10 protein-coding genes are annotated in these 12,316 nt (G+C 71.8%); 5 read left to right on the top strand and 5 right to left on the bottom strand.

Annotated features, from left to right (window positions below):
• Positions 1 to 125: 125 nt before the first annotated feature.
• Entirely contained in the window at positions 126 to 881 is a 756-nt protein-coding gene (locus ACFXOA_RS05895) for a GNAT family N-acetyltransferase (RefSeq protein WP_385023026.1), read from the bottom strand.
• Positions 882 to 893: 12 nt separating this feature from the next.
• Positions 894 to 1,961 (bottom strand): NlpC/P60 family protein, encoded by a 1,068-nt coding sequence (locus ACFXOA_RS05890; RefSeq protein ID WP_385023024.1) that lies wholly within the window; start codon positions 1,959 to 1,961, stop codon positions 894 to 896.
• A 358-nt stretch (positions 1,962 to 2,319) separates the two neighbouring features.
• Between ACFXOA_RS05890 and ACFXOA_RS05885 the strand changes: the two genes are divergently transcribed.
• The 3 genes from ACFXOA_RS05885 to ACFXOA_RS05875 all read left to right on the top strand — a co-directional run bounded on the left by ACFXOA_RS05885 (position 2,320) and on the right by ACFXOA_RS05875 (position 3,764).
• Complete coding sequence (locus ACFXOA_RS05885) at positions 2,320 to 2,673, top strand: hypothetical protein (protein WP_385023022.1); 354 nt, start codon at positions 2,320 to 2,322, stop codon at positions 2,671 to 2,673.
• Between the two features lie 147 nt (positions 2,674 to 2,820).
• Complete coding sequence (locus tag ACFXOA_RS05880; RefSeq protein ID WP_385023020.1) at positions 2,821 to 3,315, top strand: MarR family winged helix-turn-helix transcriptional regulator; 495 nt, start codon at positions 2,821 to 2,823, stop codon at positions 3,313 to 3,315.
• Entirely contained in the window at positions 3,312 to 3,764 is a 453-nt protein-coding gene (locus tag ACFXOA_RS05875) for a MarR family transcriptional regulator (protein ID WP_385023018.1), read from the top strand. Before ACFXOA_RS05880 ends, ACFXOA_RS05875 begins: the two co-directional genes overlap by 4 nt.
• A 151-nt stretch (positions 3,765 to 3,915) precedes the next feature.
• On the opposite strand, the gene ACFXOA_RS05870 is transcribed toward ACFXOA_RS05875, so the two are convergent.
• A complete protein-coding gene (locus ACFXOA_RS05870; protein WP_385023016.1) occupies positions 3,916 to 5,064 on the bottom strand; it encodes an NlpC/P60 family protein in 1,149 nt (382 codons plus the stop codon).
• A gap of 452 nt (positions 5,065 to 5,516) precedes the next feature.
• Between ACFXOA_RS05870 and pcrA the strand changes: the two genes are divergently transcribed.
• Positions 5,517 to 7,955 (top strand): DNA helicase PcrA, encoded by a 2,439-nt coding sequence (pcrA, locus tag ACFXOA_RS05865; protein WP_385023014.1) that lies wholly within the window; start codon positions 5,517 to 5,519, stop codon positions 7,953 to 7,955.
• Positions 7,956 to 8,088: 133 nt separating this feature from the next.
• Here pcrA and ACFXOA_RS05860 read toward each other — a convergent pair whose 3' ends face one another.
• Together ACFXOA_RS05860 and ACFXOA_RS05855 are read right to left on the bottom strand one after the other, a co-directional pair.
• A complete protein-coding gene (locus ACFXOA_RS05860) occupies positions 8,089 to 9,759 on the bottom strand; it encodes a M23 family metallopeptidase (protein ID WP_385023012.1) in 1,671 nt (556 codons plus the stop codon).
• 477 nt (positions 9,760 to 10,236) lie between these two features.
• Positions 10,237 to 11,232, bottom strand: coding sequence for an esterase/lipase family protein (locus ACFXOA_RS05855; protein ID WP_385023010.1), 996 nt, complete (start codon positions 11,230 to 11,232; stop codon positions 10,237 to 10,239).
• Between the two features lie 342 nt (positions 11,233 to 11,574).
• On the opposite strand from ACFXOA_RS05855, the gene ACFXOA_RS05850 reads away from it, so the two are divergent.
• Complete coding sequence (locus ACFXOA_RS05850) at positions 11,575 to 11,988, top strand: cobalamin B12-binding domain-containing protein (RefSeq protein ID WP_385023008.1); 414 nt, start codon at positions 11,575 to 11,577, stop codon at positions 11,986 to 11,988.
• Positions 11,989 to 12,316: the final 328 nt, after the last annotated feature.

Raw genomic sequence — 12,316 nt, 5'->3', positions numbered from 1 at the left:
GTGTCCGGGCCGGGGTCCTTCCCGTGTGTCCCGGCCGGTTCCGTGGCCCGTAGGCGTTCGCCGGGCGCGGACTCGGAGGGGCACCTCTCGGCCGGTTCCGCGCCGGAGTGCCCGGGGTGCTGCCCTCAGCGGGGAACCAGCGAGATGTTGAGCTTCTCGCCGGCCCTGCGGTACCCGATGCGCGCGTAGACCCGTTCGACGTCCGGTCCGCCCGGTTCCAGCCACACGCTGCGGAAGCCGCGGTCGAAGGCGGTACGGGTCAGCCAGGCGGACAGCGCGGCGCCGACACCGCGGTTGCGGTAGGACTCGGCGACGGCGAGACCGGCCAGTTCGCCGATGCCGCCGACCGGGGCCGAGCAGCCGCCCGCGCCTGCGGGGAGGTCGTCCACCGTGGCCAGTGCCGCGACCCCGCCGCTCGCGGCCGCCGCACGCAGCCACGCGATCTCGCCGTCGTCGGGGCCGCCTTCGCCGCCGAAGCCGGTGTGCTGGACGGCGGCCGCCGAGGCGAACTCGTCGGCACCGGCCGGCTCGGAGATGCGCAGGCCGTCCACCGGCTTCGGTGCGAGGAGTGTCCCCGGGGTGCAGACCATGACCGGAGCACGGCTCTCCTCGGTGAAGCCCGCGGCCAGCAGGGCCGGTTCGACCGCGGGCGCCCAGGAGGGCAGGTACTCCAGCCTGGGCAGCCGGTCACGCTCCCGGAAGGAACCGACCAGGTCGGCGACGTCCCGCGCGCTGGGTTCGGCTCCCTCGTCGGGGATCGCGTAGTTGGCGAACTTCAGCTCCCACTGCGGGTTGTGGCGGACCGTGAAGGGACCCACCCGGTAGTGGCCCGGGGAGCGGCGGGTGAGCGCCAGAGCGTAGTCCTGGATGGCTGTGTCCATGAGGACCGGAGCCTACGCGACCCGGGTGGCTCCCACGAAGGGCATGTCGTCGAGCGACGCGAACCGGACCGGGGCCCCGGGGCGTGGGGCGTGGATCATCTGGCCGTTGCCCACGTAGAGCCCCACATGCGTGACACCCGGATAGAAGAACACCAGGTCCCCGGGAGCCAGTTCGGACCGTGAGACGCGACGGCCCGCGTTGATCTGGGTGTAGGTGGTACGGGGGAGTGACACCCCGGCGGCGCGCCAGGCGGCCTGGGTGAGACCGGAGCAGTCGAACGAGGAGGGCCCGGTCGCGCCCCAGACGTACGGCTTGCCGAGCGCGCCGTGGGCGAAGGCGATCGCCTCGGCCGCACGGGCGTTGGGGGCCGCGACGGAGCCGCGCGGGCCGCCCCGGTCGGCGCGGGCGGCTCCGCCGTGCGCCGCGTCGGCCGAGCGCTCGTAGTCGGCGCGCTGCTCGGCGGTCAGGGTGGCCAGCAGCCGCTGCGCGTCGGCGAGCCGGGTACGGACGTCGTCCTTGTGCTTGCGCAGCGCGGTGCGCTGCGATGCGAGCAGGTCGAGCTGGTCCTGGGCGCGGGCGCGCAGCTGGGCGATCTCGTTGATCTGCCGCCGTACGCCGTTGATCGCGCCGGCCTGGCGGTCGCCCGCCCGGTCCTCGTAGGAGGCCCGCTCCAGGTATTCGTCCGGGTCCGAGGAGAGGGCCAGCCGGACGGCGGGGTCGATGCCCGCACTGCGGTACTGGGCGGTGGCATACGCCCCGAGGGCGTCGCGCGCGGTGTTGAGGCGCTCCGTCCTGCGAGCTGCCTCGTCCCGCAGGGCGTCGAGGGACTTCTCGGAGGCCTCCGCGGCCTCCTTGGCGCCGTTGTACTTCTCGGTGGCGGCCTCGGCGTCGTGGTAGAGCCGGTCGACCTTCGCCTTGACCTGCGCCGCGGAGAGCTGGGGGTCCGCCTGGGCGGAGCCCTCGAGGGCTGTCGCGGTGGCGGCACCGGCGAGGGCGAGGGTCGCCGCGGTGCGGGCAGCAGGCCCGGTGAAGAGGCGCTGCTTCGGTTTGCGGTGAGCGGCTTCTCGATGGGCGGGCACGGGGGTGGTGCGTCCTTCCGTTCGGCTGCCCGGCGGGGGGTGCCGGCGGGCCCGCCGGGGTCCGGCGGCGGGCCACCACAGGGGGGAGTGGCCCGCCGCCGGATTCCTGGCGGGGCGACCGGGGGTGCCGCCCGGTACGGGGGCGGCGGTGCAGATCCGGTCACCTGGGAGGGACGCTAAACCCGGCACACGCGGAAGAGGCGTAATGACAGCTATTGCCCGCATGTGCTGTTTCGTTTCCCTCGGATGACCGCGAAGAGTATGCGGAGTCCGGCATTTCGCGCAGATCCGGGATGCGCTCATCGGGAAGTCGTACCTGGCCGAAGAGTGCTGATATGGGCACGGTTAGGCTGCGGCCATGGACGTACTCATCAATGTCTTCGTGGCCCTGCACATCATCGGTATCGCCTCCCTGCTGGGCGGTTTCCTCACCCAGATGAAGGCCATGGGGGCCGGTACGGCCAGGTTCGTCCCGGCCATGCTGCACGGTGCGCTCACCATGCTCGTCACCGGTGTCGCGCTGGTCGGCCTCAACCAGGCGGACGACCAGACCGTGAACAACGTCAAGATCGGCGTCAAGCTGCTGGTCCTGATCGTGATCCTCGCGCTCGTGTACGTGAAGCGCGACGAGGAGAAGGTGAGCAAGGGCGCTTTCGCCGCGGTCGGCGGGCTGACCGTCGCCAACATCTTCATCGCCACCCTCTGGACCTGAGCCCGGCGGCCCGGGAGTCCGGACTCCCGGCAGCCCGGCGGCCCGGCAGCCCGGAATCCCGGGCCCCCGGGGGCCTGTCACTCCGAGCCGTGGTGCCCGTGCCGAAATTTAGTAGCCATGGACATAGTGGCTATGTACCCTATATTCATGAGCATGGGTTCACCGGGTCCCACTCCCGGCTTCCTGGTGTGGCGGCTCGCCAACAAGTGGCGTGTCGCCGTCGATCGCGCGCTGGCTCCACTGGGGCTCACGCACGCCCAGTACTCGCTGGTCGCGTCGCTGTACGGCATGCAGCGCGCGGGCGAGCGGCCCAGTCAGCGCAGGCTCGCCGACCACACCGGCCTGGAGGCGCTGTACGTCTCGAAGCTGGCGCGCGCGCTGGAGTCGGCGGGCATGGTGGAGCGCACCCGTGATCCCCGCGACCCCCGCGCCGTGCAGCTCGGGCTCACCGATCAGGGTGAGGCGGTCACGCGGCGGGCGGTCGAGGTGGTCAGGGAACTGCTCCAGCAGTTGCTGGAGCCGCTCGGCGGCCTCGACTCCCCGCGCACGAGGGCGTTCACCGACGAGCTGACGACCCTGCTCGACGTGAGTCTCGCTCCATCCGTACCGATCGACGAGAGCAATCGAGGGGCCACACCATGACTTCCGCGTCGACCACCGCACCCGCCGCGAACGCGCGCGACCTCGCCCTGGCCCATTACGCCGCCCGCGGCGTCCTGGAACACGTCCTGGCCGGGCACGGCGTCACCTTCCAGCAGCAGATCACCCTCCGTGCGGCCGCCACCGGCGAAACCCCGCTGACGGAGGACGGACTCCTCGCCCAGGTCCAGGGGTTCCTCAAGGCCGACCAGGCCGGGATACGGGCGACGATCGACGAACTGCTCCAGCGACGGCTGCTGGCCGCCGAGGGCGGACACCTCGTCCCCTCGGACGCGGGGCGCGAACTGCTCGCCGCGACCGGCGCCGAGGTCGCCCCCCTCAGCGCCCGCATCTGGGGCGGGATTCCGGCGGAGGACCTGGCCGCCGCCGGCCGTGTCCTCGCCCTGGTCACCGAGCGGGCCGAGGCGGAACTCGCGGCGCTGAACGCCTGACGGGCCGGCCGCCGCGCGCCTGGGGCGGCCGGAGCCCTCGAGGGTACGGGCTCTCCGGGAGGCCGAAGGGGCGGTACCCGCCGCGGTCCGGCGTCGGACGTACCGCCCCGCGAGGCCGTCCGGCGGAGTCCCGCGAGGCCGGCCGGGTGCCTCAGGCCGGGCGCACGCTGCCGTAGATCGGCATGTAGTAGATCGACTCCTCGCGCACGTTCGCGCCGGGCTTCGGGGCGTGGATCATCATCCCGTCGCCCTTGTAGATGCCGACGTGACTGATGTCGTCGTAGAAGAACACCAGGTCACCGGGCTGGAGATCCGCCGTGGCCACCCGGGTGCCGACCTCCACCTGGTCCCACGTGGTGCGCGGCAGGTCGACGCCGGCCGCCTTCCACGCGGCCTGGGTGAGCCCCGAGCAGTCGTACGAGGACGGGCCCGTCGCCCCCCAGACGTACGGCTTGCCGATCTGGGCGCGGGCGAAGGCGAGCACCTTCTCCGCCTTCGTGGCATAGCCGCTGTCGGAGGCCGTGCCACCCGTTTCGGTGCCGGTCCCCTCCTGTGAGGCCTCTTCCTTCGCGGCCTGCTCGGCCTTCTCCTTCTCCGCCTGCTGCCTGGCGAGCTCCTCGGCCTTCCGCTTGGCCTCGGCCTCCTTCTTGCGCTCCAGCTCCGCGAGCCGCGCCTTTTCCTCCGCGGTCAGCTTCGACAGCAGGGTGCGGGCCTCGGTGAGCTTGGTCTGCACCTGCTGCTTGCTGGTGCGCAGGGAGGCCTGCGACTCGGTCAGCTCCTCCAGGCTCTTCGTCGCCTCGACGCGCTTGGCCGCCGCTTCCTTCTGCTGCGTCCGGAAGTCGGACACCGCCTTCTGCTGCCGGCTGGTCATGCGCGCCATCAGCTGGTCCTGGTCGAAGTACGACTGGGGGTCGTCGGCCAGGAAGAAGGTCGCGGTGGGGGCGATCGCCCCGCTGCGGTACTGCGCGGCCGCGTAGCTGCCCAGCTCGCGACGGGTCTCGTTGAGCTTGTCCGCCCGCTTGGCCGCCGCCTCGAGCAGGGCGTCGACCTCGGCCCGCTGCCCGGCCGAGGCGGACTTCGCCTCGTTGTACTTCTGCGTAGCCGTGCCGGCCTGCCGGTAGAGGTCGTCGACCTTCTTCTGCACTGCCTCGATGCTGGGCCTCGGCTCGGCGGGAGCCGCCGTCGCGCTCTGGGTGGAGAGCAGGGTGACGGAGGCGAGCGCCGCGGTCGTGAGACCGACGGCGGGAGTGGTGGTGCGCACGCGGGTGCGCGGCTTGCGATGCGATGCCAAGGCCGGCATCTCCTTCCCTGGACCGCCTACCGGGTCAGCGACGGGGGTTCCCCTCAGACCGTTCGGGTCCTGGGGGAGGGTTCGGGCGGAATGGGAGGCTGCCCTACGGTCCGGTGGACGCGGACCGATTCACCCCGGTGCTTCGTGTGGGTCCCCGGTTCCGGACTCCCGTCGGGGAAGTACGGATTCGGCGGGGGCACCCGTGCGGCGCGGTTCGCCTCAAGGGGGTACGGGGCACCCGTCGGAGCACGCTAGCCAAACCGTGGTGTCCCTGTGAAGGTTGATGTTCGATATGCCCGATACATTTCCGTGACCTTTTCCGTGTGACGGCCGGCGTGGCCGGTTCCGCCCCCGGAATCTCACGCTCCGTGGGCGCTCCGTCCTGTTACGCGTACGGGTGCGCGGCCCTTGTCGCCGATGCGGCCCGGGCTGTCGGTGCGGCCGCCTAGACTCGTGAGGCGATGAGCAGCCTCTTTGACGACAGTTTCCTGACCGGCCTCCAGCAGGGCGAGGACGGCCCCCCGCCGCCGCCCGAGGAGCACGCGCCCGAGGCGGTGCCCGAGGGTCTCTTCGAGGACGTCTTCGACGCGCCTCCGCCGCCGCGTGACGCCTACTACCGCGACGGCGCACCGCGCCCCGTGATCGACCCGGCGGCGCTGCTCGAAGGGCTGAACACCGAGCAGCGCGCCGCCGTGGTGCACGCCGGCTCCCCGCTGCTCATCGTCGCCGGGGCCGGATCGGGCAAGACCAGGGTGCTGACCCACCGGATCGCCCATCTGCTGGCCGAGCGGGGCGTCCACCCCGGGCAGATCCTCGCGATCACGTTCACCAACAAGGCCGCCGGTGAGATGAAGGAGCGCGTGGAGGACCTCGTCGGTCCGCGCGCCAACGCGATGTGGGTCATGACCTTCCACAGTGCCTGTGTGCGGATCCTGCGTCGGGAGTCGAAGCGGCTCGGCTTCACCTCGTCGTTCTCGATCTACGACGCCGCCGACTCCAAGCGCCTGATGGCGCTGGTCTGCCGCGATCTGGACCTGGACCCCAAGCGCTACCCGCCGAAGTCGTTCACGGCGAAGGTCTCCAACCTCAAGAACGAGCTCATCGACGAGGAGACCTTCGCGGGCCAGGCTGCCGACGGCTTCGAGAAGACGCTGGCCCAGGCGTACGCGCTCTACCAGGCGCGGCTGCGCGAGGCCAACGCCCTCGACTTCGACGACATCATCATGACCGCGGTCCACCTGCTGCAGGCCTTCCCCGATGTCGCCGAGCACTACCGGCGCCGCTTCCGGCACGTCCTGGTCGACGAGTACCAGGACACCAACCACGCCCAGTACACGCTGGTGCGCGAGCTGGTCGGCCCCGCCGGCGAGGGCGACGCCCCCGGAGAGCTGTGCGTCGTCGGTGACGCGGACCAGTCGATCTACGCCTTCCGCGGCGCGACCATCCGCAACATCCTCCAGTTCGAGGAGGACTATCCGGACGCGACCACGATCATGCTGGAGCAGAACTACCGCTCCACCCAGACGATCCTCTCCGCGGCCAACGCCGTGATCGAGCGCAACGAGAGCCGCCGCCCCAAGAACCTCTGGACGAACGCCGGAGCCGGCACCCGGATCGCGGGCTACGTCGCCGACACCGAGCACGACGAGGCGCAGTTCGTCGCCGACGAGATCGACCGGCTGACGGACGCGGGGGAGGCGAAGGCGGGAGACGTCGCCGTCTTCTACCGCACCAACGCGCAGTCCCGTGTCTTCGAGGAGATCTTCATCCGCGTGGGGCTCCCGTACAAGGTTGTCGGCGGGGTGCGCTTCTACGAGCGCAAGGAGGTCCGGGACGTACTCGCGTACCTCCGGGTCCTGGCCAACCCCGAGGACACCGTGCCGCTGCGCCGCATCCTCAACGTGCCCAAGCGCGGGATCGGCGACCGGGCCGAGGCGATGATCGACGCGCTGTCGATGCGCGAGAAGATCTCCTTCCCGCAGGCGCTGCGCCGCGTCGACGAGGCGTACGGGATGGCGGCCCGCTCGGCCAACGCCGTGAAGCGCTTCAACACGCTCATGGAGGAGCTCCGCACGATCGTCGAGTCCGGCGCCGGACCGGCCGTGGTGCTGGAGGCGGTCATGGAGCGCACCGGTTACCTCGCCGAGCTGCAGGCCTCCACCGACCCGCAGGACGAGACCCGGATCGAGAACCTCCAGGAGCTCGCCGCCGTCGCCCTCGAGTTCGAGCAGGACCGGGCCGATGACGAGGGCGCGGGGACTCTCGCCGAGTTCCTGGAGAAGGTGGCGCTCGTCGCGGACTCCGACCAGATCCCGGACGAGGACGAGGACGGCTCCGGTGTCATCACCCTGATGACCCTGCACACGGCCAAGGGCCTCGAATTCCCCGTGGTCTTCCTGACGGGGATGGAGGACGGCGTCTTCCCGCACATGCGGGCACTGGGGCAGGTCAAGGAGCTGGAGGAGGAGCGCCGGCTCGCCTATGTGGGAATCACCAGGGCCCGCGAGCGGCTGTACCTGACCCGGGCGGCGATGCGCAGTGCGTGGGGGCAGCCCTCGTACAACCCGCCGTCACGGTTCCTCGAGGAGATCCCGGACGAGCACCTGGAGTGGAAGCGGAAGGGCCCGATGGCCGCTCCGGCGGGGCCGACGTCCGGCATCACCTCGTCGCTGTCCGCGTCGCGTGCGAAGTCGGGACCGTCGGGATTCGCGACCCGGCGTACCTCGGAGAAGCCGGTCGTCACCCTCGTGGTCGGCGACCGCGTCACGCACGACCAGTTCGGGCTGGGCACGGTGACGGCGGTCGACGGCTTCGGTGACCAGGCCAAGGCCACGGTCGACTTCGGGGACGAGCGGCCCAAGAAGCTGCTGCTGCGGTACGCGCCGGTCGAGAAGCTGTGAGCGCGGGCGGCGCGCCCCGTGGGGGGTGCGGCCGCCACGCGGAGGGCTCCGGCCCCGCCCTCCCTCTAGGGAGGTGCGGGGCCGGAGCCCTCCGTGCGTGCTGTGGTTGTCCGTCCCTCTGGCCGGGGCGGTGTCAGTTCGGGTTGAGTCCGTGGCTGCGGAGCCAGGGCATCGGGTCGATCGCGGAGCCCCCGCCCGGCCGGACCTCGAAGTGGAGGTGCGGGCCGGTGGAGTTGCCGGAGCTCCCCGAGTAGGCGATGACGTCGCCCGCCTTCACCGAGCCCGAACGGATCCTGGTGGAGCTGAGGTGGCAGTACCAGGTCTCGGTGCCGTCGGGCGAGGTGACGATCGCCATGTTCCCGTAGGCGCTGTTCCACTGGGTGCGCACGGTGCCGTCGGTCGCCGCCATCACGGGAGTCCCGTAGGAGACGGGGAAGTCGATGCCGGTGTGCACGGACATCCAGTTCACGCCGGCCTGACCGTACATGGCGCTCAGACCGTGCTGCTTCACGGGCAGGACGAACTTGGGCCGCAGGGCCTCCCGGCGGGCGGCCTCCTCCTCGCGCTTCTTCTTCTCCGCCGCCTGGCGCTCCTTCAGGTCGATGCGCTCCTGGGTGCGGCTCGCACGGTCGGCGAAGTTCTCGGCGTCGGCACTGAGGTTGGCGAGCTGGGCGTCCAGCTTGTTGTTGGCCACGGCAGGCTTGACGACGTCGGCCGCGGCCATGGACGTCGTCTCGTCCTTCGTCTCCTCGGCGTCACCGACCCCGCCGACGGAAGCGGCTGCGATGCCCGCGACGCTCATCACGCATGCGGAGGGCACGGCGACGGTGAGCAGAGCGGAACGCTTCGCCGGGGTGCGGCGCCTGCCCCGGCCGCCACCACGCGGGCCGACCGGCCGGCCCGCCGTGCGTGCGGAGACCGACGGGTGGGCGGCGTCGTGGGTGGTGTCGAGTGCGTCCGGGAGGGGGGCGGTCCCGTCGTCCTCGCCTGCCTCGCTCCGTGTCTCGGCGTACCCGTCGGGCTCCAGGCCCGGGCCGTCGGGGCCGTCGGTGGCGTCCGCGGCGGACGTACCGATGGGGCCGGCGTGGTCGAACGGGCTGCCGTGGTCGTACGCGTCGGTGTGCTCGTACGGGCCGACGTCCGACGGGTCCAGGAGGCCGTGGGCGCCGGTGTCGCCGGGCGGGGCGAAGTCCGCCGCCCCGTATGCCTGGTAGGAGGCCGTGTCCTGGTCGTGCAAGGGGTACGAAGTCTGTTCGGGGGGGTACGCGGCACTCTCGGGCGCGGCGCCGGTGTTCCAGGCGGTGGCGTCGAACGTCCCTGTGTCGGGTGCGTAGTTCTCGTGCTCGGAGGTCCCGAAGGCGGGAGCGGCATAGGAGCCGGTCGCATAGGCCGTGGTGTCGAACGTGGTGGTGGGGAAGGCGCCGGTGTCCCCCGCCGCCCACTCGCCGTCGGTGCCGGAGTGCCGGCCGGCCACGTCCCACTCACCCGCGGCGCCGTCCGCGGTGGCCGCCGGACCGGGCATCCAGGTGCCGGTCGTGTCGTAGGTCTGGGACATCTGCGGGTGGGCCTGCGCGCCGTAGGCGTCGTAGGAGGCCTGCCGATGTGCGCCGGTGTCCCACTGGCCGGTGTCGTAGCCGTCGCCGTAACCGGCCTCGTACGCAGGGGCGTAGCCGCCGCCGTACGTCGTCTCGTGGCTGCCGTCGTACTGGCCCGGCAAGGACCCGAAGAGCGGGTCGGTGTCGAAGCTGCCGGTGGAAGGACTGTCGTATCCGGCATACCCGGCGTGGGGGTGCTGGTCGTTCACCAACTTCTCTCTCGCCTCGGCAGCAGGACCTGTTCCGGGGGCCGGATCGGGGGACCCCGGGTGAGCAGTGGCCGCGACTGTACCCGGCGGTAGGAGGGGACGACAATCTTCGAGGGCTCCCGGCGGCTCGGGAAAGGGGCAATCGGCCGTCTTTCGGCGGACTGTCCACAGAGCCTTGGCCCTATGTTCGAGGGTTGTTCTATTCGGTGGGTGATTCGTGGCCGATCCGCGCCGGATGCCGGGCCACGGAGACGGTGTCGGATGCCCGGACACGGCGGTCGCGCGCGCCGGCGGAAGCCGGGGGCACGGAGGCCGGGCGGCTGCGGAAGCCGGGTCATGGAGACCGGGCGTAGGCGGAAGCCGGGTCATGGGGGCCGGGCGTGGGCGGAAGCCGGTCTTGGCGGTTGCGCGTCGGATGGCGGGCCGGGGCGGTCGCGCGTCGGCGGAAGCCCGGTCGCGGCGGTTGTGCGTCGGATGTCAGGCCACGGAGGCCGCGTCGGCGATGCCGGTGACCGTCCCGCCCGACTCGAGCGCCTGACGGATCGCGGACGCCACCGCAGGATGCACCGGCAGGGCCAGATGGCCGATACCGGTGACGCGCACGTTCACCGCGTCGAGGTCCGGATGGTCCACACAGGCCGTCTCGACCGGAAGCATCACCCGGTCCAGTTCGCTCCAGAAGCTGACGAAGCGGGTCCGGCACCCGGGGGCGGGACGGCGAAGCTCTCCGATCAGGTCGGAGCCGCCGCGCATCTGTCGGACGATGGGATGTGCGCCCGCGAGGGGGGCGGCTGCCGTGCCGCCGTGCGGCGTACCGAGGGTGACGAGCGTGCGCACCCGGCGGTCCCCACCGAGGCGCTGCACGTAGTAGCGGGCGATGAGCCCACCGAGGCTGTGGCCGACGATGTCGATCTCTCTGCTGCCCGTGCGGGCGCAGATCTCCTCGACATGGCGGTCCAGCAACTCGGCCGCCGTGCGGATGTCGCAGGTCAGCGGGGAGTAGTTGAGCGACTCCACGTGGCGCCAGCCGTGCCGTGCCAGGGAGCGCCGGAGCAGGACGAACACCGAACGGTTGTCGATGAACCCGTGGAGCAGGACTACGGGTGGCCGGTCGTCGGCCGAGGTGGGCAGGGGGGTGGCACGGGTGGCGTCCGCCGGACGGGTGATCCCGCCGGAGCCGGTGACCGCGGTCGGACCGTCCTCCTTGTCCGCTCCGGCCCTCCTCCTGCGGCCGGCCGGGTCCTCGTCGCCGTGGCCGCCGTCGCGTACGTGCGGACGAGGGCCCGGGCCGCCGGGCAGTGGCGCGGGCGTGGGCCGGCGGCGCTCCGGGGCGAGGCCGGACGGGTAGATGAGCACGTGACCGGCGAGTACGACCAGTTCGAGAGCGGTCGCCCTGAGCAGCGTCGACGACAGCCACGCGGGGCGCAGGCACTGCCTGCGCAGCAGTGGGGGTAGGAAGGACAGGACCTGCATGGGCCGACCTCCTGCACTGGCACGCGGGGAGGCGGCTCCCTGTCCCGCACGCCCTCACGGGGTCGCTTCGGAGGAGGACCGGCGCCCTGACGCCGGAGGCCGTACCACCGTGCCGTGCGGCTGACGGCACGGTGGTACGGCGACCTCGTTGCGGCTCCCTCGACGCCGCTTCCCGCGCGGCCCGTGAGCCGCTCGGTGCGGGAATCGACGCCGGCGAACATGTCCCTCTGTGTGATTTCCCCCTCCCGGTCCACCGCGAAACAGCACCGTGCGGGATGCTGTGGATAACGTTCGTTCACATCACCGGCCCTCGGGGCGCGGGAAACGCATGTGGAGGCATTGATGGGTGTGACCGGTCCGATTCGTGTGGTGGTGGCCAAGCCGGGCCTCGACGGCCATGACCGTGGGGCGAAGGTGATCGCGCGGGCGCTGCGGGACGCGGGCATGGAGGTCATCTACACGGGGCTTCACCAGACCCCGGAGCAGATCGTGGACACGGCGATCCAGGAGGATGCCGACGCCATCGGGCTCTCGATCCTCTCCGGCGCCCACAACACGCTCTTCGCCAAGGTCATCGAGCTGTTGAAGGAGCGCGAGGCGGAGGACATCAAGGTGTTCGGTGGCGGCATCATCCCGGAGGGGGACATCTCCCCGCTGAAGGAGCTCGGTGTCGCGGAGATCTTCACCCCGGGTGCCACGACCGCCTCGATCGTCGACTGGGTAAACGCCCACGTCCGGCAGCCGGCGGGGGCCTGAGCCCTCCCGGAGGGGCCGACGGGGCGGGGAGCCGGCCCGGAACGGCGCTCCGGTGCCATGGCCTGGGGCCGGGTCCGGGTGCTGTGCGCTCGGTGTCCGGTGCCCGGTGTTCCGCCCGGGGGCCTCGGCTCAGGACGAACCGGCCCGGGGCCGCTCGCCCGCGACTGTGGACAGGTGGTGCCGGTCCAGCGGTCCGGGCCCGTGTCCGTCGGCACGGCATGCTGCCGCGGAGTGCTGGTCCGTGGCCGTCGTTGCGGGGTACGGGACGCCGGTCACTCCGGGTGTTGTGTCCCGCGCCGGCAGGCGCAGTCCACTCGGCTGCGGCGTG

This window comes from Streptomyces sp. NPDC059166, assembly GCF_042755185.1.
In the GTDB taxonomy this organism is placed as follows: Bacteria; Actinomycetota; Actinomycetes; order Streptomycetales; family Streptomycetaceae; genus Streptomyces.
This window is presented reverse-complemented; position numbering and strand designations above follow the sequence as displayed.